General features: G+C 41.6%; 17 protein-coding genes and 1 pseudogene. 14 read left to right on the plus strand and 4 right to left on the minus strand.

Features of this window, described 5'->3' with window-relative positions:
• Positions 1–203 precede the first annotated feature (203 nt).
• Both serC and gyrA read right to left on the minus strand, forming a co-directional pair.
• Positions 204–1286, minus strand: coding sequence for a 3-phosphoserine/phosphohydroxythreonine transaminase (gene serC, locus C9J12_RS11335; RefSeq protein WP_107242813.1), 1083 nt, complete (start codon positions 1284–1286; stop codon positions 204–206).
• Positions 1287–1814: 528 nt separating this feature from the next.
• A complete protein-coding gene (gyrA, locus tag C9J12_RS11340) occupies positions 1815–4493 on the minus strand; it encodes a DNA topoisomerase (ATP-hydrolyzing) subunit A (protein WP_107242814.1) in 2679 nt (892 codons plus the stop codon).
• A 430-nt stretch (positions 4494–4923) separates the two neighbouring features.
• On the opposite strand from gyrA, the gene C9J12_RS30670 reads away from it, so the two are divergent.
• From C9J12_RS30670 to yfaE, 6 genes are all read left to right on the plus strand, one after another.
• Positions 4924–5070, plus strand: coding sequence for a hypothetical protein (locus C9J12_RS30670; protein WP_170111762.1), 147 nt, complete (start codon positions 4924–4926; stop codon positions 5068–5070).
• A 176-nt stretch (positions 5071–5246) separates the two neighbouring features.
• Positions 5247–5954: a bifunctional 2-polyprenyl-6-hydroxyphenol methylase/3-demethylubiquinol 3-O-methyltransferase UbiG gene (ubiG, locus tag C9J12_RS11345; RefSeq protein WP_107242815.1), complete on the plus strand. Its 708-nt coding sequence runs from the start codon at positions 5247–5249 to the stop codon at positions 5952–5954.
• A 210-nt stretch (positions 5955–6164) separates the two neighbouring features.
• A complete protein-coding gene (locus C9J12_RS11350) occupies positions 6165–6842 on the plus strand; it encodes an HAD family hydrolase (protein ID WP_107242816.1) in 678 nt (225 codons plus the stop codon).
• Positions 6843–7218: 376 nt separating this feature from the next.
• Entirely contained in the window at positions 7219–9480 is a 2262-nt protein-coding gene (nrdA, locus tag C9J12_RS11355) for a class 1a ribonucleoside-diphosphate reductase subunit alpha (RefSeq protein WP_107242817.1), read from the plus strand.
• A gap of 50 nt (positions 9481–9530) precedes the next feature.
• A complete protein-coding gene (nrdB, locus tag C9J12_RS11360) occupies positions 9531–10664 on the plus strand; it encodes a class Ia ribonucleoside-diphosphate reductase subunit beta (protein WP_107242818.1) in 1134 nt (377 codons plus the stop codon).
• Positions 10661–10948, plus strand: coding sequence for a class I ribonucleotide reductase maintenance protein YfaE (gene yfaE, locus C9J12_RS11365; protein WP_107242819.1), 288 nt, complete (start codon positions 10661–10663; stop codon positions 10946–10948). The genes nrdB and yfaE overlap by 4 nt, the downstream gene beginning before the upstream one ends.
• Positions 10949–11112: 164 nt before the next feature.
• Here yfaE and C9J12_RS11370 read toward each other — a convergent pair whose 3' ends face one another.
• A complete protein-coding gene (locus C9J12_RS11370; RefSeq protein ID WP_107242820.1) occupies positions 11113–11970 on the minus strand; it encodes an META domain-containing protein in 858 nt (285 codons plus the stop codon).
• Positions 11971–12516: 546 nt separating this feature from the next.
• On the opposite strand from C9J12_RS11370, the gene cobA reads away from it, so the two are divergent.
• The 5 genes and pseudogenes from cobA (at position 12517) to asrC (ending at position 16375) form a co-directional block, all read left to right on the plus strand.
• The gene (gene cobA, locus C9J12_RS11375) at positions 12517–13401 is read left to right on the plus strand and encodes a uroporphyrinogen-III C-methyltransferase (RefSeq protein ID WP_227876332.1); all 885 of its coding nucleotides are present in this window, start codon (positions 12517–12519) and stop codon (positions 13399–13401) included.
• Entirely contained in the window at positions 13401–14489 is a 1089-nt protein-coding gene (gene asrA / locus C9J12_RS11380) for an anaerobic sulfite reductase subunit AsrA (protein WP_107242821.1), read from the plus strand. The genes cobA and asrA overlap by 1 nt, the downstream gene beginning before the upstream one ends.
• Positions 14482–14634, plus strand: coding sequence for a hypothetical protein (locus tag C9J12_RS31075; protein WP_227876333.1), 153 nt, complete (start codon positions 14482–14484; stop codon positions 14632–14634). Before asrA ends, C9J12_RS31075 begins: the two co-directional genes overlap by 8 nt.
• A gap of 12 nt (positions 14635–14646) precedes the next feature.
• A pseudogene (gene asrB, locus C9J12_RS11385) lies at positions 14647–15357 on the plus strand (anaerobic sulfite reductase subunit AsrB); the annotation flags it as partial.
• Between the two features lie 10 nt (positions 15358–15367).
• On the plus strand, positions 15368–16375 hold the full coding sequence (gene asrC / locus C9J12_RS11390; RefSeq protein ID WP_107242822.1) for a sulfite reductase subunit C: 1008 nt from the start codon (positions 15368–15370) through the stop codon (positions 16373–16375).
• A gap of 146 nt (positions 16376–16521) precedes the next feature.
• On the opposite strand, the gene C9J12_RS11395 is transcribed toward asrC, so the two are convergent.
• A complete protein-coding gene (locus C9J12_RS11395) occupies positions 16522–17745 on the minus strand; it encodes a CinA family nicotinamide mononucleotide deamidase-related protein (protein ID WP_107242823.1) in 1224 nt (407 codons plus the stop codon).
• Positions 17746–18138: 393 nt separating this feature from the next.
• On the opposite strand from C9J12_RS11395, the gene C9J12_RS11400 reads away from it, so the two are divergent.
• From C9J12_RS11400 to C9J12_RS11410, 3 genes are all read left to right on the plus strand, one after another.
• Positions 18139–19392: an aromatic amino acid transport family protein gene (locus C9J12_RS11400; protein WP_107242824.1), complete on the plus strand. Its 1254-nt coding sequence runs from the start codon at positions 18139–18141 to the stop codon at positions 19390–19392.
• Positions 19393–19705: 313 nt separating this feature from the next.
• The gene (locus C9J12_RS11405; protein WP_107242825.1) at positions 19706–20635 is read left to right on the plus strand and encodes a DUF3943 domain-containing protein; all 930 of its coding nucleotides are present in this window, start codon (positions 19706–19708) and stop codon (positions 20633–20635) included.
• 185 nt (positions 20636–20820) lie between these two features.
• On the plus strand, positions 20821–22812 hold the full coding sequence (locus C9J12_RS11410) for a putative bifunctional diguanylate cyclase/phosphodiesterase (RefSeq protein ID WP_107242869.1): 1992 nt from the start codon (positions 20821–20823) through the stop codon (positions 22810–22812).
• Positions 22813–22882 lie beyond the last annotated feature (70 nt).

The raw sequence follows: 22882 nt of genomic DNA on the forward strand, positions 1-22882 counted from the left end.
TATTAATAATAAGACAGTGATAAAAGGATAATAGAGACCTTGTTGGGTCAAGGTATCTATCGTGGCGGTGGTAACGAAACCTATAATGCGGATTGCAGTGTGATTATCATTCAACGTATTAGTGAATGACTGGTAAAAAAACTAAATTCAGACAAAAAAACCGTCTTTCGACGGTTTGTATAGTCAATTGATAGATCTATAAACTACGCATTCTCTTGCTCAAACTGGCGCATGAAATCGACCAGTGCTTGCACACCTTCAATAGGCATTGCGTTATAGATTGACGCTCGCATACCGCCAACAACACGGTGTCCTTTTAGCGCCTTCAAGCCAGCAGCATCAGCTTGTTCTAAAAACTTGCTGTCTAATTCAGGTTTCTTAAGCTGAAAAGGTGCATTCATGAAAGAACGATTATCTACGTGAACATCATTTTTATAAAAATCAGAGCTATCAATGAAGTTATATAATAATTCAGCTTTAGCATCGTTACGTTGCTTCATGGCTTCCAAACCACCGAGCTCTTTCAACCACTTAAACACTTCACCCGCTAAATACCAAGCAAATGTCGGGGGGGTATTAAACATCGACTCTTTATCGACTAAGACGGTGTAATCAAAAATACTCGGAATTTCTTGCTTGGCTTTACCAAGAAGATCATCACGAACAATAACAATCGTTAAGCCTGCTGGACCAATATTTTTCTGGGCGCCAGCATAAATAACACCATACTTTGAAACATCGATAGGACGTGAAAGAATCGTTGATGATAAATCTGCAACAATCGGCTTATCGGTTTCAGGTAAATCACGAATTTCGATTCCATCAATGGTTTCATTAGGGCAAAAATGCACAAATGCAGCATCGTCTGAAAGTGACCACTCACTGGCGGGTAAAATGGCTTTTTTACCTTCGCGTTCACACGTAATATCAACCGCATTAGGCGAACAATACTTCTTGGCTTCAGCAATAGCACTGTGTGCCCAATAGCCACCGTCCATATAATCAGCAGTATTAGCATCACCCAATAGGTTCATAGGAACGGCTGCGAATTGCCCACGCGCCCCGCCATGACAAAAAAGTACGTGGTAATTGGAAGGTATCGATAAAAGCTCACGAAGATCTTTTTCCGACTGTTTTGCAACCGCTAGAAACTCTTTACTGCGGTGGCTAATTTCCATCACAGACGTACCTAAACCATTCCAGTTAACGAGCTCTTCCTGAACCTTTTTTAAAACTTCCGCTGGGATCATCGCGGGACCAGCGCAAAAGTTATAGACTTTTTCCATGATGAAAAACGTGCTCCTGCTGTGTAATTGGGAATATTCACTTTATACCTGTCACTCGATACGCTAAAAAGACGTTGTGACAAGGATCAACTTATACCCAAACTACTTCAAGATGCATGATTCAGAGCTTCCTCTGGGAATTCAATTCAAGCGAAATGTGTGTAGGAATGGCATCCCCTTTCAAGCACATTTTGCGCGGAAGTGAGTTTCCAGAGAAGCTCCCAAAGGGCGAGTTTCAGTGGCTTTTATACTGCGTTAGCCACACTCCAAATAGAACCACTATTCGCTCACATGGCTGCCTTGCCTAAAAACCACTGAATTCTCGCTGAACACTGCATCTTGAAGTGGTTTGGGTATATCATTTTTTACACCTTTATTTCAGTTCTGAAAAGCTCTGAGCGTAACTATTTATAGAAAAAAGGAGAACTCAGTAATATTTGGTCATATCAGCCAGTAATTGACGCTTTTCAGGCATAAAAAAACGCAACCCTTAGGCTGCGTTTTTATTAACGTATCAAGCTAACAAGATTACTCTTCGTCAGTTGATTCGTCTTGCTCTGCATCTGGCTGCTGTGCTGCATCAGTATCAACAACTTGTTCGCCGTCAACTGCAACTTCAACGTCACCATCTACGATAGCGTCTTCTTCCAGTTCAACAACTTCTAGTTCATCAATACGCTGTAAGCCAACAACAAGTTCTTCATCAGCAGTACGGATCAATGTAACACCTTGAGTGTTACGACCGACACGACTTACTTCAGCAACACGTGTACGTACTAACGTACCACCGTTGGTGATCATCATAAACTCATCGCCGTCTTCAGCTTGAACTGCACCAACAACGCTACCATTACGATCAGAAACCTTAATTGATACAACACCTTGTGTTGCACGGCTCTTCGCTGGGTATTCTGTAAGTGCTGTACGCTTACCGTAACCATTTTCAGTTACTGTTAGTACGTCACCTTCGTTGTGTGGAACAATCAGTGATACAACTTTATCACCGGCGGCAAGCTTCATGCCACGGACACCCGCAGCAGTTCGGCCCATTCCGCGAACACCACCTTTACCATTCTCATCGGCGCTTTCGTAGAAACGAACAACTTTACCGAATTTAGAGAACAGCATGATGTCATCGGTGCTGTTAGTAATATCAACACCAATCAATGAATCGCCTTCACGAAGATTCACAGCAATGATACCAGCGCTACGAGGGCGGCTGAAATCAGTCAATGGTGTCTTCTTCACAGTACCGTCAGCGGTTGCCATGAATACATACTTATCTGCTTCGTACTCACGTACAGGCAGAATTGCAGTAATACGCTCACCTTCTTCCAGTGGAAGAATGTTCACGATTGGCTTACCACGAGCAGTACGGCTCGCTAATGGTAACTGGTAAACTTTCAGCCAGTACATACGACCACGGCTTGAGAAGCACAGAATAGTATCGTGTGTATTAGCCACTAGCAGACGCTCGATGAAATCTTCATCTTTCATGCGCGTTGCTATCTTACCTTTACCACCACGACGTTGAGCTTCATAGTCGCTCAAAATCTGGTACTTAACGTAACCTTCATGAGACAAGGTCACGACAACATCTTCTTGAGTAATCAGGTCTTCAAGGTCGATGTCATGGCTTGCTGCTGTAATTTCAGTACGACGTTCATCGTTAAACTGTTCTTTAACTGCATGAAGCTCATCACGAATCACTTCCATTAGGCGCTCAGGGCTGCCTAAAATAAGAAGTAGTTCTTCGATAACATCAAGAAGGCCTTTATATTCTTCAAGGATCTTCTCGTGCTCAAGACCTGTTAAACGGTGTAAACGTAGCTCAAGGATTGCTTGTGCTTGTGGTTCAGTTAAGAAGTACTGACCACCGTGAATACCGAATTGTGGCTCTAACCACTCAGGTCGTGCAGCGTCAACACCAGCACGTTCAAGCATTGCAGCAACATCACCTAGCTGCCACGGACGAGCAAGTAGCCCTTCACGTGCAACTTGTGGCGTTGGTGCATTTCGAATTAATTCAATGATTGCATCGATATTAACCAAAGCAATTGCAAGACCTTCAAGAAGGTGTGCACGTTCACGTGCTTTACGCAATTCGTAGATAGTACGACGAGTCACCACTTCACGGCGGTGATTAACGAAGCACTTCAACATTTCTTTAAGGCCGAACAACTTAGGCTGGCCATGGTCAAGTGCAACCATGTTAATGCCAAATGTTGTTTGCAGCTGAGTTTGCGAGTAAAGGTTATTCAGAATAACTTCACCTACCGCATCACGCTTACATTCAACAACAATACGCATGCCATCTTTATCAGATTCATCACGTAATGCGCTAATGCCTTCAACTTTCTTATCTTTAACTAGCTCTGCAATCTTTTCGATTAAGCGTGCTTTGTTAACCTGATATGGAATCTCAGTGACAATAATGGTTTCTCGACCATTTTTCTCAACTTCAATATTCGCTTTGGCACGCATGTAAACTTTGCCGCGACCAGTATGATAAGCATCAACGATACCTTTACGGCCATTGATCAAAGCTGCAGTTGGGAAGTCTGGTCCAGGGATGTAATCCATTAGCTGTTCGACAGTGATATCTTCATTATCGATAAATGCTAAACAACCATTGATCACTTCGCCTAGGTTATGGGGCGGTATGTTTGTTGCCATACCTACCGCGATACCCGAAGAACCATTAACTAAAAGGTTTGGAACCTTAGTTGGCATAACCGCAGGAATGAATTCTGTACCATCATAGTTAGGTACATAATCAACGGTTTCCTTGTCAAGATCAGCCAACAACTCGTGGGCGATTTTTGACATACGGATTTCGGTGTAACGCATTGCCGCCGCTGAATCACCATCGACAGAACCAAAGTTACCTTGGCCGTCAACAAGCATGTAGCGTAGCGAGAATGGTTGCGCCATACGTACGATAGTATCGTATACAGCACTATCACCATGCGGGTGATATTTACCGATTACGTCACCAACCACACGGGCAGATTTTTTGTAAGCTTTATTCCAGTCATTGCCTAGCACATTCATCGCGAATAATACGCGACGGTGCACTGGCTTTAGGCCATCACGCACATCCGGAAGAGCACGACCCACGATAACTGACATCGCGTAGTCGAGATACGAGCTTTTCAGCTCATCTTCAATGTTAACGGGCGTGATCTCTTTTGCAAGATCGCTCATTGAGCCAATATCCCTCAGGTAATTTCTGTCGTATTTTTAATACGTGCAAGGTGCGAGAATATAGCATAATTCACACTTAATAGGCACATATTTCACGACGTATGTTGTGAGTAATTTAGCGTATTCAGAAAAAATCAGAAACTATGTGAGTAACATCTGAATGTATTTTCTTTTGAATGATTAATTATCAACCAACCCTATCACTTTCTAATTACATCTACTGCCACTCTTTATTAAGTTGTAAGCAATTGTAAAAAAACAACCCACCCCGCTTTTAATACATATTCATAGCTAAGCTGACTCCACACTGAATAGAAAAGTGATCATTATCAATTTTCATAAACGAGCACCGAGTAGTATCACTTCTGTACTAAGTAAAACAACATGCATATTGAGCAATAACTGTAATTGACTTAAAAGTGAGGTCGTTATGTTAGGCACAGCAATCAACACCATCGGGTTTTGTATCATTGGTGGAAAATACATTCTTATACTTATTTTGGCAGCACTAACCCTTTCTTCTGGTTCTATCAGCCCTGAATTTTTAACATTTAGTATCACTGGTACATCTGAATAACTTAACGCCAACAAGTAATAGAAAGATATATCCGATAAATATCATATTAAGCAGTGATACCATTATTCTCACTGCTTTTAGTTCCTTATTTTCCTTTTCTTTTTCACTCTCCTCATTCAGTTCTATCAGTTCATGGCTTATAATCCGCCAATCAATTAAGGAAAATGGCGATAAGAATGACCAAGCAGTTAAATGTCGATCCGGCAGAAATCAGTAAATTTGAAGATATGGCGTCACGTTGGTGGGATTTAGAGGGTGAATTCAAACCTTTGCACCAAATCAACCCCCTTCGCCTTAACTATGTTATTGACCACGCTGGCGGGCTGTTTGGTAAAAAAATTCTTGATGTGGGTTGTGGTGGCGGCATTCTTGCTGAAAGCATGGCAAATGAAGGCGCAGATGTTACTGGCCTTGATATGGGTAAAGAACCTTTAACGGTTGCACGCCTTCATGCATTAGAAACTGGTGCAAAATTAGACTACGTGCTACGTACAGCTGAAGAGCAAGCAGAGTTACATCCAGAAACGTACGACATTGTTACTTGTATGGAAATGCTTGAGCACGTTCCCGATCCTGCATCTGTTATTGCGGCATGCGCCAAAATGGTGAAACCTAACGGGCATGTTTTCTTCTCTACCTTAAACCGCAATGCTAAATCGTATTTATTTGCGATTGTCGGTGCTGAACAATTATTGAAACTGGTGCCAAAGGGTACTCACGACCACAAGAAATTCATTCGCCCTTCTGAACTTATCGCAATGATTGATCAAACGCCTTTGCAAGATCGTCATATCACAGGTTTACATTATAACCCGCTGACTGATAACTATTGGTTAGGCAAAAGTGTTGAGGTGAATTACATCGTTCACACAGTGAAACTATAAATTACAAAAACGTAATGTGTAAAAATTGAAATAAAGGGCGCTGAGGCGTCTTTTATTGTATCTACATACAATATCTTACTCTAGGTAATACTCCCTGCATCACAAATTACTTTTCAGTTTTAGCCGTTCAACAGGCTACAAGTACTTCTTCTTACTAGAAAGGTATATGCTTTCTATAGCCTCTAAACCTTTGCTATAGGGATATAGAAAATGTCGAAGACGATAAAAGCCGTTTTATTTGACCTTGATGGTACATTATTAGATACCGCACCCGATATGGCCGATGCCGCTAACCGAGTGCTAGCCGATCACGGGCATGGGCCGCTTAATAACCAACAAATAAAAGCAAATACTAGCTATGGTGCAAAAGGATTATTAAGTGCTGGTTTTGGTGGGATCCCGCAGCATTTAGATATGGTTAATTTACGCCAAGCTTTTCTAGATTATTATGAAGAAAAAATTTGTGTTGGCACCTCACTTTATGACGGCATAAAACCATTACTCGCCTATTTAGAGCAACACAATATGCCTTGGGGCATAATGACGAATAAGCCAGGCTTCCTAACTGACCTGTTGTTACCTTTCTTTCCTGAACTCATGAAAGCGCAGGTTGTGGTCTGTGGGGATACCCTCGAAGTAGCTAAGCCCCATCCTGAACCTCTACTTTATGCCAGCGAATTACTTAATGTCGATCATCTTGCTTGCGCATATATCGGCGATATTGAAAAAGATATGATCGCAGCACAAGCTGCAAATATGCACGCCTATGTCGCGGGTTGGGGATATATTGGTACAGAACACACCCCGTGCCAATGGAATGCACACGATATTCTCAATTCCCCCTATTCTTTGATCACCACATTGGAAAACCAAAAACAGCTCAATTGAATCATTTATTAACCAAGATTTTGACGCCAGACGCCTTGTGCTAAAACAACTAAAAATCAAGATAAATATATTTTAATTTTCTAAAGAATCATCTGATCTTTTGTTGCAATTCTCTTCAATACTGACCTGCCTGCCAGCATCGTGTTAGTGGGCACTAACTAAAAATTTCAATCCCCACGTTATCCACAGCTGGTTAAAAAATACCATCTTGCAAAAACGTCAAATCATCACTATCTTGTAACCCATCAAGCTCAGCACCCCAATATGTAGTGTTTTTGACCAATAAGAAAACCTAGCAAAGGTCGCATTCTTTGCTAATCTTAAATCAAAATTTGCAAAACACTGCAGTGGAAGGATTTCGGGAAATCAAACTACAATGAATCAACAGCTAACAGTAACTAAGCGTGATGGTCGTAAAGAAACTATCGAACTGGATAAAATTCACCGTGTTATTGATTGGGCAGCAGAAGGCCTAACCAATGTATCGGTATCTCAAGTAGAACTTAAGTCTCATATCCAATTCTACGATGGTATAAAAACCGCCGACATCCACGAAACCATCATCAAAGCAGCTGCTGATCTGATTTCAGAAGAGTCTCCAGATTACCAATACCTTGCAGCACGTCTTGCAATATTTAACCTACGTAAAAAAGCGTATGGTCAATTCGAGCCACCAACACTTTTTGCTCATGTTACGAACCTTGTAAATAAAGGTAAGTACGACAGCCATTTGCTTGAAGACTATACCGCTGAAGAATTTGCCACGATGGATACTTTTGTCGATCACTGGCGTGATATGAACTTCTCTTATGCTGCTGTAAAACAGCTAGAAGGTAAGTATCTGGTACAAAACCGTGTTTCAGGCGAAATATTTGAAAGTGCACAGTTTTTGTACATCCTAATTGCTGCTTGTCTCTTCGGTAAATATCCAAAAGAAACGCGCCTTAGCTACATTAAGCGTTTCTATGATGCCACATCGACATTTAAGATCTCATTACCAACACCGATCATGTCAGGTGTACGTACACCAACTCGTCAATTCAGTTCATGTGTATTGATAGAATGTGACGATAGCCTAGACTCAATCAACGCAACAGCAAGCTCAATTGTGCGTTATGTTTCTCAGCGTGCAGGTATTGGTATCAATGCTGGCCGTATTCGTGCTCTTGGCTCTGAAATTCGTGATGGTGAAGCTTTCCACACGGGTTGTATCCCATTCTATAAATACTTCCAAACAGCGGTTAAATGCTGTTCTCAGGGCGGTGTTCGTGGTGGTGCTGCTACCTTGTTCTACCCTATTTGGCACCGTGAAGTAGAATCACTACTGGTACTGAAGAACAACCGTGGTGTTGAAGAAAACCGTGTTCGTCACATGGATTACGGCGTTCAACTCAATAAACTGATGTACACACGCCTAATTAAAGGTCAAAACATCAGCTTATTCTCACCATCTGATGTTCCAGGTTTATATGACGCTTTCTTTGCTGATCAAGATGAATTTGAACGTCTTTACGTAAAATACGAACAAGACGCAAGCATCAAGAAAGAGTCAATTAAAGCCATCGAACTGTTCTCTCTTCTTATGCAAGAGCGTGCCTCAACTGGTCGAATTTATATTCAGAACGTCGATCACTGTAATACACACAGTCCATTTGATCCGGCTGTTGCACCGATTCGTCAATCTAACCTTTGTCTTGAAATTGCATTGCCAACCAAGCCACTGAATAATGTTGAAGATGAAAACGGTGAAATTGCTCTTTGTACACTATCAGCCTTTAACTTAGGTGCAATTGATACACTGGATGATTTGGAAGAGCTTGCAGACTTAACGGTTCGTGCGCTTGATGCATTGCTTGATTATCAAGATTACCCATTACCTGCAGCACGCCGTTCAACAATGAACCGTCGTACTCTAGGTGTTGGTGTTATCAACTATGCATACTACCTTGCAAAACATGGCGTACGTTACTCTGACGGCAGTGCAAACAATGTTACTCACCAAGCGTTTGAAGCGATTCAATACTACTTATTGAAAGCATCTGTTGGCTTGGCAAAAGAACAAGGTGCATGTCCTGCATTTAATGAAACAACGTATTCTAAAGGTATTTTACCTATCGATACCTATAAAAAGGCTATCGACGATGTGTGTAGTGAAGAACTTCATTACGACTGGGAAACCTTACGTGAAGAAATTAAAACGCACGGCTTACGTAACTCAACCTTATCTGCATTAATGCCATCAGAGACATCATCTCAAATTTCGAATGCAACAAATGGTATTGAACCACCACGTGGTTTTGTTTCTGTAAAAGCATCTAAAGATGGCATACTGAAACAAGTGGTTCCAGAGTACAGCAAATATAAAGATAATTACGAACTACTGTGGAATATCGGTAGTAATGACGGCTATTTACAGCTTGTTGGGATTATGCAGAAATTTATCGATCAATCGATTTCAGCTAACACTAACTACGACCCAAGTAAGCAAGCTAATGGCAAAGTGCCAATGAAGCTCTTGCTAAAAGACCTGCTTAACGCGTATAAACTGGGCGTGAAGACACTTTACTACCACAACACCCGTGATGGTGCGTCTGACGTCCAAGACGATGCTGAAGACTGTGTAAGCTGTAAAATTTAAGTATTTACATTGAATGGGAGCTACGGCTCCCCTTTAATATTGAGGAAATGATGGCGTATAGCACTTTTTGTCAAATTAATAACGATCAGATGAAAGAACCGATGTTCTTTGGTCAATCTGTTAACGTTGCTCGTTATGACCAACAAAAATTCGAAATTTTCGAAAAACTCATCGAAAAGCAACTTAGTTTTTTCTGGCGTCCAGAAGAAGTAGATGTATCTGGTGATCGCATTGATTACAATAACTTACCAGATCATGAAAAGCATATTTTCATCAGTAATTTGAAATATCAGACATTGCTTGATTCGATTCAAGGCCGTAGTCCAAACGTTGCTCTTCTGCCAATAGTGTCTATTCCTGAATTAGAAACATGGATTGAAACATGGTCTTTTTCTGAGACAATTCACTCTCGCTCTTACACGCATATTATTCGTAATATCGTGAATGATCCTGCGATTGTCTTTGATGATATCGTCGAAAATGAATATATCATCAAGCGTGCTGGTGATATTTCTAAGTACTATGACGACCTAATTGCAGCAACTAGCGATTATCACCGTTTAGGCGAAGGTAAGCATACAGTTAATGGTCAAACCATCACTGTTAATCTGCGTGACATTAAAAAGAAATTATACGTTTGTATGATGTCTGTTAATGCTCTAGAGGCTATCCGTTTCTACGTCAGCTTTGCATGTTCATTTGCATTTGCCGAGCGTGAAGTAATGGAAGGTAATGCAAAAATTATCAAACTCATTGCACGTGATGAAGCACTGCATCTAACAGGCACTCAACACATTCTGAACCTTCTTCGTGGTCGACACGATGATCCTGAAATGGCTGATATTGCACAAGAATGCCAGCAAGAATGTTTTGATCTTTTCAAAGAAGCCGCAGAGCAAGAAAAAGAATGGGCAGAATACCTATTCAAAGATGGTTCGATGATTGGTCTTAACAAAGAAATTCTTTGTCAGTACGTTGAATACATCACAAACCTGCGCATGAAAGCGGTAGGTCTTGAGCAGGCTTATCATGGTGCTAATCAGAACCCGATACCATGGATTAACTCATGGTTATCTTCTGATAATGTACAGGTTGCTCCACAAGAAGCTGAAATAAGTTCTTACCTTGTTGGTCAAATCGACAACGATGTAAGTGCAGACGATCTCGGTGACTTCGAGCTATGAGCCGACTAACCATTAAGGTTAACGGTCAAGAGGTTCACGGCAATAGCCGTGAATCTTTGCTTACCCAATTAGAAAGTGCCGGTATTCAACCTGAGTATCAATGCCGTAATGGCATGTGCGGTGCGTGTCGTTGTAAGTTAAAGTCTGGGGCAGTTGACCAACAAGATGCGATGGCCTTTGTCGGTTCAAACGAAATTCTTGCTTGTCGTTCAACACCTAAAGCCAATGTCGATATCGAATTTGATTACCAATTAACATACATAGCAACCAAAGAAGCAATGTAACCGCCACCCTACTCGTTCACACCACCAGTATTACCAAAACTCTGTAAGTCCCCCTCAATATAAAAAACCTGACAACCTCACGATTATCATAACCGTATTGCTATCAGATTCTTCAGTACACATCATGCAATGAAGACTTCCCTCCACTGCATTTTTGTCTGTATTTAGTTCATGTCACGAGATTCAAATGTAGCAACCACTTCACCTTGGTTATTTTTCACCGTCAGTGCTTCACCTTGTACACTGTAACTAGCAAATTGCCCCATTGCACTCAGGAATGCTTGCTCTTGATCCATACCGTCCATGCACATCATTCGTGTTGCAGCAACAGGACCCATGCTTAGTTTACCTTGGTCTATTTCAAAACCACCTTTAAACGAATTACATCCCGAGAAACCGTGCGCTGCATTACCTTCTGATGCAAACTGGATAAACACCTCTTTTTCTGCTGCACCCAATTTGGCATCTTGACCGCCCAGCTGCATTAACGTCCAGTAAGTATCAGTAAAATCAGCATTGTGTGCGCTGTCTGTGGTTTTAGTATGTGCGACACGATCCAATTTAATTTCAATCGGTGTAGTTGCCCCTTCAGCAAAAGGGTCAATACTGGTGGTTGATGTCATCACCAATTGATCTTGTACTTTAACCGTGGCACGTAGGCTATAACGGTGCTTATCTACAATTTTTGTCGTATCGTAATCCAATACCATCGCGTATGGAGGCGCTGACGCGGGCTCCATTGACTGACTAACAATCAACTCTGATGGTGCATCAGCTTTTGATACATCCTCAAGAGTCACTTCTAACACAGCTTCTGGTGGTAGCATGCGGCGATCAAGGTAAATAACATTAACATCTAATGATTTCATTTCAGCCTCAGCCGCATCAGTTGCGAGGGCTTCAACAAGAGGTACATCAGCTGTCACCTGTGTAGACTCTGTTGCATCGTTACACGCTTGTAGCATTAACGCAGATACTACTACTGACGTTGCAAGAGCAATTTTTTTCATTTTGAATGTCATAAAGTCTTTCCTTTATCATCAATCGGCTGGGTGCTTTTTATCGGACAAGCATCATGAAGTAACAATAGCATTTGGCTATATATAACCAACCTCCACAATCAACACATTTGTGTGAGACCCTGTAAACATTTACTTTGTACCAATTAAACACTGTTTACAATGCCTGTGATGAAATACTCAAAATTTGACAAAAGTATGACAAACCTTTTGATTTTATTTTATATTTTAAACTAATTAAAAATATCTTTTTCTACATTTCAAATTTAAAAAATAATATCCCTCTTCATTTATCAGTCTTAAATATTTTATTTAGCCTCCACCACCTTTCATCATTAAAACACACATTCAGTATCAATCTTATTTGACACATATCAATAAGTGTCCAGCATTGTGATTATTTTCACCTTTTTTTATTTTACATTTCATTATTTCTTAACCCTACATTCATTAAGCTTGAATAGATTTACCGCGCACTTTCACCGACTATTTACAGCAACTTGATGCCTACTTTTATTCTTTTAATAAATTCCATCGCAGGTAATGACTATGTATGTTATCGAAAGTCCTCACCCTGATAATAAGCCTTGCACCACATCAACAGCACCCTCTCTTCCTAACGAAACCCCTTCGTCAGTAGTTGGCAATGTCACATTGGTGGGTGCAGGACCAGGAGATCCAGAGTTACTAACAGTAAAAGCTGTTAATGCGCTTAAACAGGCTGATGTCATTTTGCATGACCAACTAGTAACCAAACAAATTTTGCAGTTAGCGCAACCAGGGACACATATCATTGAAGTCGGCAAAAGCTACGACAACCCATCGGCAACTCAACACGGTATTAACCATATGCTGGTTTCGATGGCACAGCGTGGATTGAACATCTGCCGACTAAAAGGTGGGGATCCAATGGTATTCGGTCGTGGTGGTGAAGAAGCACTGTATTTGAGCCAACACCATGTGTCAGTCTCGATCATTCCGGGGATTACTGCAGCATTAGGGTGTTGTGCTTACAGCGGTATTCCTTTGACTCATCGCGGTATCTCACGGGGATTCACTGTAGTAACTGCCCGAGGTGAAAACGATGACTACCGTATTGATTGGACGGTATTGGTTAACCTTCAGCACACCTTAGTATTTTATATGGGACTACATCGCGCTTCTTGGATTGCCTCAAACTTGATGTTATACGGCATGAACAACCGCACCCCTGTTGCCATAATTAGTAATGGTACGCATCCAAACCACCAGCAATATGTTACTACATTGTCACAGTTGGATGAGTATTTAACCCTGCATACCCCTCCAATGCCCTCACTAATTGTTGTCGGGGAAACCGTCTCAATTTCCGAGAACCTGAGCATGATTAATGAACTCGACCAATCATCAGCAGCGACTTCCCTTTACAATGAACAACTAGAAGGCATGTGTTAATGGCTACCTATTTAACCCATACAGAGCTGAATCAGGTTATTCAGGCATTATTACCTCATTATAATATTCTCGCCCCAGGGTATGAAAATAAAGGGGGGCGTTTTGCAGGCACCGATAATTTAACATATTTATCGGTTACCCAAGCCAGTGATATCGTGTGGCAAGAAAAATCCCACTTTTCACCCAAAGAAGCAGTAACACCTATAACCCAGACGCTCTTTCACTTTAATGGTGATGAATTACGAGAGTCAAAAATAGAAGCCCGCCCAACCCTTATATTTCTTAGGGCTTGTGATATTAATGCACTTAAACGTCTTGATCACATGTATTTAAATAATGGCAATAATGAAGATATTTATTATCGCCGATTACGCCAACAGCTAAAGTTGGTATTAATAGAATGCGCACAAAGTTTTGAAAATTGTTTTTGTGTATCGATGAACAGCAATACAACAGATAACTATGATGCTGCTGTTCGCTTCGATGCCAACGGTGTGGCTATCATGGCCAAAGATCCTGAACTACAAAACTACTTAAACAACACAGGCAAAGAAATCGAATTCACCCCTCAATTTGTTCAATCCAACCCCACAAAGGTCAGAACACCAGATCAAGTATGCAACGATCCCAATCTCATCCGTCAAATACTGCATAAGCACCCAGTATGGAGTGAATATGACAGCCGCTGTATTGGCTGTGGTCGCTGTACTACATCCTGCCCAACATGCAGTTGCTACAACATGTTTGATGTTGCCTATGACGAAAACCATAAAGTGGGAGAACGCCGACGACAGCAAGCCAGTTGTATGACCAAAGGTTTTGCCGATATGGCTGGGGGGCACAGCTTTCGAGACAAAACAGGTGAACGCCTACGATATCGAGCCTTGCATAAGGTAAATGATTACAAAGCCCGACAAGGCCATTATCACATGTGTGTCGGTTGCGGCCGTTGTGATGATCGCTGCCCACACTATATCTCGTTCACCAACATCATCAATCGTATGACCGATATTGTTGAGCAACATCTCAATGACGAAGTAGAACATGCATTTTCTACCCACCAAAAGATAGAGGTCACTCATGTCTAGTCATACACATGATGTACAACACACAGGGTGTCGTTGCGAGACCACACCGCAATCAGAGACTCATCAATACCAACAACCTGAAAATCGTTTACTACCAAAAGCTTATAAGATTTTATCAATTGAAAAGCATACTGAATTAGAATGAAATTTTCGTGTCAGTAAAGACTTTGATACCCATTACGGTCAATTTGTAGAAGTCTCTTTACCCATGGTAGGAGAAGCTCCTATTTCCGTATCAGATTATGGCGACGACTATATCGATTTATTGATCCGTAAAGTGGGTCTCGTCACCGAAAAACTGTTTGAGTTACAACCCGGAGATAAGGTTTGGATGCGCGGTGTTCATGGCAATGGCTACCCTATGGAGGCGTTCCAGAATAAACATCTAGTGATTGTTGCAGGTGGTACAGGTGTCGCCCCAGTCAAAGGTTTGATATCGCATTTTTGCCGTCACCCTGAACAAATTAGTCAACTCGATATGATTTTAGGGTTTAAAAATGAACATGCCATCTTATATCGTAATGACATGAATTTATGGCGTAGCACACACAACCTTATTACCACGCTAGATGAAGGGGAAGCTACCGATGTATTCCGTATTGGTCGTGTCACAGAATACATTAATGAGCTTGATCTATCACAGCCCGACACACTCCAAGTTGTCGTCGTAGGACCACCAATCATGATCAAGTTTGTGGTTGCTGCGTTCCTTGAGAAGGGTCTAGCCCAATCACAAATTTGGGTCGATTATGAACGCCGTATGGCCTGCGCTGTTGGCAAATGTGGGCACTGCCGCATGGGTGATAAGTACGTCTGTTTAGATGGCCCTGTGTTCCGCTTTGATCAGACCCAACAATTGATAGATTAAGGAAAACATCATGAGTCTCGATGTCGATATTATTAAAACCCGTGCCAATGGGGATTATCGCCTATCAAAAGTACGGGGAGAATGCATGATCAGCGTGCGTATTCCCGGTGGTATCATGCCAGCCTATTTACTGTCTACTGCCCAGCATATTGCCGAGACCTTTGGTAATGGTGTCATTCACCTCACCACTCGTCAAAAACTCGCCATGCCTGGAATTAAATACCAAGATATACCGGCAGTAAATAAGGCCCTTGCGCCGTTTATTGAAGACATCACTGTTGCCACCTGCGGCATTGATGTCGAAGATACCAAAGCGGGTTACCAGACTATTGGTGGACGTAATATTGTTGCATGCCAAGGTAGTCAAATTTGCCAAAAAGCCAATACCGATACCACGGGATTAGCCCAGCGCTTAGAGCACCATGTTTACCCGCAGCCTTATCATCTCAAGTTGGTGTTAGCAGGCTGTCCCAACGATTGCGCCAAAGCAAACATGGCTGACTTTGGTATTCTGGGGATCGCACAGATAGACTTCAAATCAGAACGCTGTATCGGTTGTGGTGCCTGCGTGAAAGTCTGTTCACAGCATGCCGCGAATTGCTTGTCGATCAAACATGGTAAAGCAACCAAAGAAGTCAGCAAATGCATCGGCTGCGGAGAATGTGTACTCGCCTGCCCAACCTTGGCATGGCAACGTAACCCCAAGCAGTTGTACATGGTGAAATTGGGTGGACGAACATCAAAGCGCACGCCGCGCGTCGGCAAGTTATTTTTAAACTGGGTAACAGAAGACGTTATTCATCAAGTCTTGAACAACTTGTTTGCCTTCGAGAAAGAGATTTTAGAAGGGACACCAGTGTACATGCATATGGGACACTTGATTGATAAAGCAGGTTATCACGCCTTCAAAGATCGAGTCTTACGCGACGTTACATTTAACGAAGAAGCACACGTGGCAGAACGTCTGTATTGGGCCGAAGATGAATATGTCGCGAACCTGCACGTTAAACCAGCCTAGGCACTGACCACCGCTTCTTAAGCGTGCTGTCTTGTTACTTTGTCTATAAATAGAAGACAAAAAGAAAGTGCAGACTAACTGCACTTTCTTTTGCTGTTTCATCATTATATAGGCGTTGTTATGCAGGCGCTGTTCCTGACGTGAAATCAGCTCGTTAAGAATATCTCACTTTCGCGATTCAGCGAGCTGAATTGCCCCATCACAGGCTGACCATCTAACCAACGGCGTAACATGTCTAACATCACCGTTGCGATCAAACTACGCATATCTCGTGAGCCATACTGTCGTTTGGTCGAAATCACTTGTGCCCAATCACCGTCTGGGGTCGCCATAGCAACCGCCACTTTCCCATCATAAAGTGGCCCTGAAACCAGCGCGATATCTGAAGTCATTTTTTCGCGTGATGCAGCTGCCATTGCCAATGCCGACGCCAATTGATCTGAAGCGGCTAACTCTGCCGTTTCTACCGCCCCTAACATCCACCCTTGACGCAATTGTGCTTTCGCATCGGGGTAATCTTGCAACCAATTAGTCAGCCATCCCCCAGAGCATTGCTCCGCCAAAGCGAGTGTCAGTTGTTTCGCCACCAATTGCGCACCTACATGCTCAGGAAGTGTCTGACCAATACTCACGACATTCTCACCGAGTAAATCAATCATCTGTTGCTGGAAAGCAAGTGCATTGGTATCGGCAGCTGGTGCAAACAACTTCACTTCAATAAACGGTAACGACGAACGGTAACCCAACTCATACCCTTTCGGCAGCGAAACAGACGCTAAAGTATCGCCAATACCTGACTCTGATAAACCAAAGGTATAAAAACGATGGCAATCCAACTTTTCCGTTTCAGTATATGTGGCTTTTAAGCGCGTTAAGATTTGCTCTTGCGCCATTTTTTTAAATTCACTTGGCACACCAGGCGTAAAAAAGATCCAAGCGCGGTTTAATTTCATCGCAAATCCACAAGCCGTACCTATCGGGTTTTCAAGTAACTCAGAACCTTCGGGTAGCATTGCCTGCTTCAAGTTAGACTGGGGCATAACGAGATTGAGTTTTTGATACTTTTCACGCATCTGTTCAACCCAGTAATCAGATTGCTCTAAACCCACATCAGCTGCAATAGCCGCAGCTTGAGCCGTTAAGTCGTCACTTGTTGGCCCAAGGCCACCATTTACGATAACCACATCAGAGGTTAGGCTACAATGCTCAATTTCCGCCGCTAAACCTTCAAGTTGATCGCCGACAGTCGTACGTCTAGATAACGCGAAACCACGTTCAAAAAATAGACGCGATAACCACGCAGCATTAGTGTCCACTATATCTCCGTGCAGCACTTCTTCTCCGGTGCTAATCATCGCAACGTGTAACATGGCTTCCCTCATCTTTGTATGTCATCCGATTTATATACCCAAGTTACCTTAAGATGCACGTTTCAGCGAGAATTTGTTCTCTGATTAAAGCAGTAGAGATCAATGCGTTACTCTTCTCCATCAATTCAGTATTTCTTATCGAAAATATCAACCCACCAGATGTAAACTTAGATTTACAGTAAAACCATCAAAAGTTGACAGTAAAGAAAACTAGCATTAAGGTACTACCCAGCATATAGGTCAAGTTAATTGCCTTATACCTACACATTACTACTGAAAAACGAGTAAAAAACGTGAATACCTTTCATTACGACACTGACTATCGATAGCCACAACCGCGTGATTAAGTGTAAAGTTTTATGAACATAAATATAACTGGGAACAATGACTTCAATGAGTATGAGTAAAACTTTCGGCAGTACGCTGATCATCGCAGGCACAACAATCGGGGCGGGTATGCTAGCTCTCCCTCTCGCATCAGCAGGGTTAGGGTTCACAGCTGCAACATTAACGATGGTGGGCATTTGGGCATTAATGATTTATACCGCTCTATTAATGCTAGAGGTACACCAACATGCCGATAAAAATGCAACATTGCATACACTGGCACATCAATTATTGGGTCGCAAAGGTCAAGTGATTGCCAGCTTCGCAATGATGTTTCTATTTTACGCATTATGTGCGGCATACATTGCCGGTGGCGGCAGCCAACTTAATGACAAGTTAACGAATTGGATGGGGCTAAGTCTTGCACCTCAAGTGGGTACAGTTGGATTTACCGTTATTATTGCAATCGTTGTATCTATAGGTACACATTCAGTCGATATGGTTAATCGCGTATTATTCTCACTAAAAGTTATTGCATTAGCCGTTATGTTTGTTCTATTAATGCCACATGTTCAAGCGGTTAATTTGGTTGAGATGCCGATTCAAAAAGGATTAATCATTTCAGCACTGCCCGTCATTTTTACCTCTTTTGGCTTTCACGGTAGCATTCCCTCCATTGTTCGTTACGTTGGTTTAGATATTAAAGCACTGCGTAAAATAATGGTCGTTGGCTCTGCAACACCACTGATGGTCTACATATTATGGCAAGTAGCAAGCCAAGGTGTGCTTGGTCAGCCCGATTTAATGGCAAGTACAACACTGGGTTCATTTATAGCAACATTGAGCAATATTTTACATAACCCGCTCGTTAGCCAATCTGTATCAGTATTTGCTGACCTAGCCTTGGCAACGTCTTTCTTGGGGGTGAGTTTAGGCTTATTTGATTTTATCTCTGATATTTTAAATCGTAATAATCAAGTAAAAGGTCGTATGCAAACAGCGCTGGTGACCTTTGTTCCACCTCTTTGCTTTGCCCTATTCTACCCACAAGGCTTTATTATGGCTTTAGGCTATGCGGCAATTGCACTGGTTATTTTGGCAATTTTCCTACCTGTTGCGATGGTGCGAGCTCAGCGAAAGCAAATAAACACCCTACCAGTAGGTAAAGAAGTAAACGCGCCAGTAGATGAAGAAATAAAGACTTCGGCTTATCAAGTTCGTGGAGGCACACCGGCATTAATTACTGTGACAAGTATTGGAATACTCATCATCTCTGCACAATTGTTACAAATGATTGGTGTCATCCCTTCCGTCGGATAACCATTTGAACACCATGCAATAAGCCACTGAATTAATTAGAAATCTCTTCCTGTACAAGCTCTTAGCCCCAGAGCTTGTACACACTCCCCTTTATATTTATTACTAGGTATTTTACCTGTTTTCAGTAATAATTTGCTCACACATAACACGTTGCACTACACCTTTACGCATAACCTATTGGATTGGCGACATGTTGGAGCCATTAGCATTTACCTGCCATATGCAACCAACTGTTTTGACGCAAATAAAATTACTGATCCAATAAGTAAACAGCAGTAGCAAATGGCAAAATATTTTAAAACTGGGGCATCAATTGCGCAATACACTTTTATCTTCACTTATCCTTGGTTGTACATTCAGTTCATCCGTTTTTGCTTGGAATGATGCAAAAAACAATTTTAGTTATGACACAAAGAGTTACGTAAACCCTCTTAGCGGGCGTGATACGACTCGTAATGACATAACAATGAATAAGTCATTCCAAAATCAAGGTTACGATAATAAAAGCAACACAGAGCAAGCACCTTTGTTTGCAGATAATGCGGTAAATACAATTCCAATGCACCTCTCTGTTTCATCAGAAAAAGATTGGGATTACCTGATTGAACAGTCTTACACCATCTTTGGCTTAAGCCTTGCGACCGTCGCTGCGATGACATTACTGCCTGAAAGTGTCACCAATTGGGATGAAGACGATCGTAACCTGAGCAACCTCGGTAGTAAGTGGTGGGATAACGTCAGTCAAGGGCCTGTTTGGGACCAAGATGACCACGTTTTAAACTATGTTATGCACCCTTACTTTGGTGGTGTTTATTATACTGCAGCACGTCATTCGGGTTTTGACGAATGGGAGTCATTTTTATACTCCGCAACCATGTCTACTTTCTTCTGGGAGTATGGTGTAGAAGCGTTTGCTGAAGTACCCTCCATTCAAGATATTATCGTTACACCATTATTTGGTGCCGCCGTCGGTGAATTGATGTTCCAAAAAGAACTAGAGATTACGGCTCGCGGCGGTGAGGTCATGGGATCTAAGGCTGTCGGTGATGTCACCTTATTCTTCTTAAATCCTGTCGGTCATATCCACTATTGGATAACAGATATGTGGAATGGCGATGCAGATGTTAGCTTTAGTTACACACCATGGTTTGGCGACACAAATGCAGCTAATTTTGCACTTAATGCAGGTGCACCTTATGACCGTCAATTTTTCGGTTTTCAAGTAAAACTCGCATTAAACTAAAAAACATAGCACAAAGTGGAAATGAAATAGTTTACCTTTATTTTATTTCCACTTATCAAACCCTTAATCATTTGAAAATAACATAAATGAAGTAACATCACGCTTTATGGTTAAATTCATATTTAAAACATCGTTTTTAAGCTATCCTGCAAATACCATTTGAGCTAATCAATGTCATAGTGCCGTTGTTAAATCAGACTTTTTTCCCCTTCAATCACCTTCAGAGCCCTATTTGGGTTTTTGATATTGATAATAAGACAATCATCTGGGCTAATTTAAGCGCTTTACCGCTTTGGGAAGCCGATTCCTTAAATGAATTAACCTCTCGAGATCTTGCTCACGATATGTCTGAAGCAGTAGAAGCCACATTAAATGGTTACCGCTTACGTTTTAATAAAGATGAAATAATTAAAACTTGGTGGAATTTCACACCAAAACAAATTTTAAAAAAAGCATTATGTGTATTCTCTGGTCTTAAGTTACCCGATGGTCGTACTGCAATGTTAGTCGAAGTCATCGCTGAAGAATCGACATTACAACGTGACCTCGCCTTCACTGATTGCTCAAACCTTGCCTTACTTTTTAGTAAGGAAGGAAGATTAGTCAGTGCTAACAATGCCTTTACCCTTTCTTTCGGTAAATATCTGCACGATCTCGCAAACTTTCTTGGTGATATCAGTAGTGCTGACTCATGGCTCAATAAAGCGAAAACAGACGGTACTATTCACTACAAAAAACTATGCTGGACGGGTCAAAGTCACCTTTGGTTTGATATAGAAGGAAAGTGGTTGAAAGACAAACAGCAACTACTCTTACATCTTACTAATATCAGCCCAGAAAAAGAGAAGTTAAGGAAAGCAAAATATAATGCAGAACATGATTTCTTAACTGATTTATTAAACCGCCGTGGCATTTCAAACGCGATAAACGAGTCAAACCATCAACAACAGCCCTATAGTTTGTTATTCCTCGATATCGACGGTTTTAAAATGATCAATGATACTTATGGCCATGCTATTGGTGATAAGTTATTAAAAGCGATAGCAATACGTTTAAGAGAAACCCTGCAACATAAAGGGCTCTTAGCGCGTTTCGGTGGCGATGAATTCATAATTCAAGTTGAACACCGTAATGTTCAAAACACACCTTCATTTGCTAAAGATATTATTGCCAAACTGAATAAGCCCTTCCATTTAAAAGAAGTGGGAGAATTATCGATTGGCTGTAGTATTGGTACTGCTAGCTACCCTGATGATGCTGATAATATTGAAACATTAGTCACTCAAGCAGATATGGCCATGCACCGTGCTAAGCTGCGAGGAAGAAACTGTAGCCATCACTTTTCACCTGATATGGCGGAAGCACTGTATCGAAAAATGATATTGCGCCATCATTTAACCCTCGCGTTAGAAACTGAAGCGTTCGAACTGTATTACCAACCAATCATTGATTTAAAAACGCGAAAACTGAAAGGATTTGAAGCGTTAATTCGTTGGTATGATGAAGAATTAGGTCAAGTATCACCCGCCGAATTTATTCCATTAGCCGAAGAAACGGGTCAAATAGTCCCGCTGGGTAAATGGATATTTAAAACGGCTTTTTTACAGCTGGCAGCATGGCAAAAAAAGTATGATAAAGCATTCATGATGAGTGTTAATTTATCGAGAGCACAATTACAAGCTAGCTTGGCTCCCACCATTGAAGCGATGATTCTGCGCTATAATATCAACCCTGCACAATTAGCGCTTGAGTTAACAGAATCAACCATGCTGCAGGAGTATGATGATGCAAAACAATGCTTAGAAGACCTTGCTGCATTGGGAATCGAATTATATCTGGATGACTTTGGCACCGGTTACTCGTCTTTATCACAACTTCAAGATCTGCCGATTAGCACGGTAAAACTCGATCAAAGCTTTGTGCAAGGAAACCACAAAGGAAGCCGCGCAATTATCGAAGCCACTAAAGCGATTTGTGAAAAATTAGATTTAAAAGTCGTTGCCGAGGGTGTTGAAACAATCGAGCAATTACAATATTTGCAAATGTGTAACTTTGATTATTGCCAAGGCTACTATTTAGCGAAACCCATGCCTGCTCATCAATTAGAAGCCAGTGGGTTTGCGTTACTGAATGAAGTACCTGAATTACCTCATCATAGTCTTTTTCATTCACAGTAAACTAACGATATAAAAAAGGTCTCTAACGAGACCTTTTTTATGACAATCCTGCATTTTTAAATCGCTTGGG

The organism is Photobacterium frigidiphilum, assembly GCF_003025615.1.
GTDB classification, from domain to species: domain Bacteria; phylum Pseudomonadota; class Gammaproteobacteria; order Enterobacterales; family Vibrionaceae; genus Photobacterium; species Photobacterium frigidiphilum.